This is a genomic window from Adlercreutzia sp. DFI.6.23 (assembly GCF_024462535.1).
Lineage (GTDB): Bacteria > Actinomycetota > Coriobacteriia > Coriobacteriales > Eggerthellaceae > Adlercreutzia > Adlercreutzia rubneri.
The window spans coordinates 1-431 of sequence record NZ_JANGBP010000104.1; the positions used below are offsets into that span (position 1 = coordinate 1).

The following is a 431-nucleotide window of genomic DNA, read 5'->3' on the forward strand; positions in this document are numbered from 1 at the left end:
CCCACCTGCACCTCGGCGCCAGCGAGAACTTCGGGAGCCACGTTGTAGGCTTTAGGCGCCATCACCTCGGCACCAGCAGGCATCTTGATCTCGGAGGCCAGATAGCTCGTCGCATCGGCGGGAGTATCGGGCGCAGCAGCTTGAGCGGCGCTCCAGGCGGCCTCCTCGGCGGCAGCGACCTCGCCTTCCAAGCCACCGTTGACAATGAAGGCCTCAATCTCGTCTTCCACGGCGTCGGGCAGCTTGAAGCCCTGAGCATCGAAGAACTTGATGCCGTTGTACTCCGGCGGATTGTGAGAGGCGGAGATGACCGCGCCGCCCGGCGCGCGCATCTCGCGCACGAGCAGGGCCACGCCCGGCGTAGGGATGATACCGGCCTCGAGCACGGTACCGCCCGCGCTAATGATGCCCGCGGAAAGGGCCGCGCCCAG

General features: G+C 66.8%; 1 pseudogene. It reads right to left on the reverse strand.

The features are described from left to right. Nucleotides 1-431: pseudogene (locus NE591_RS12535) on the reverse strand (hypothetical protein); the annotation flags it as partial.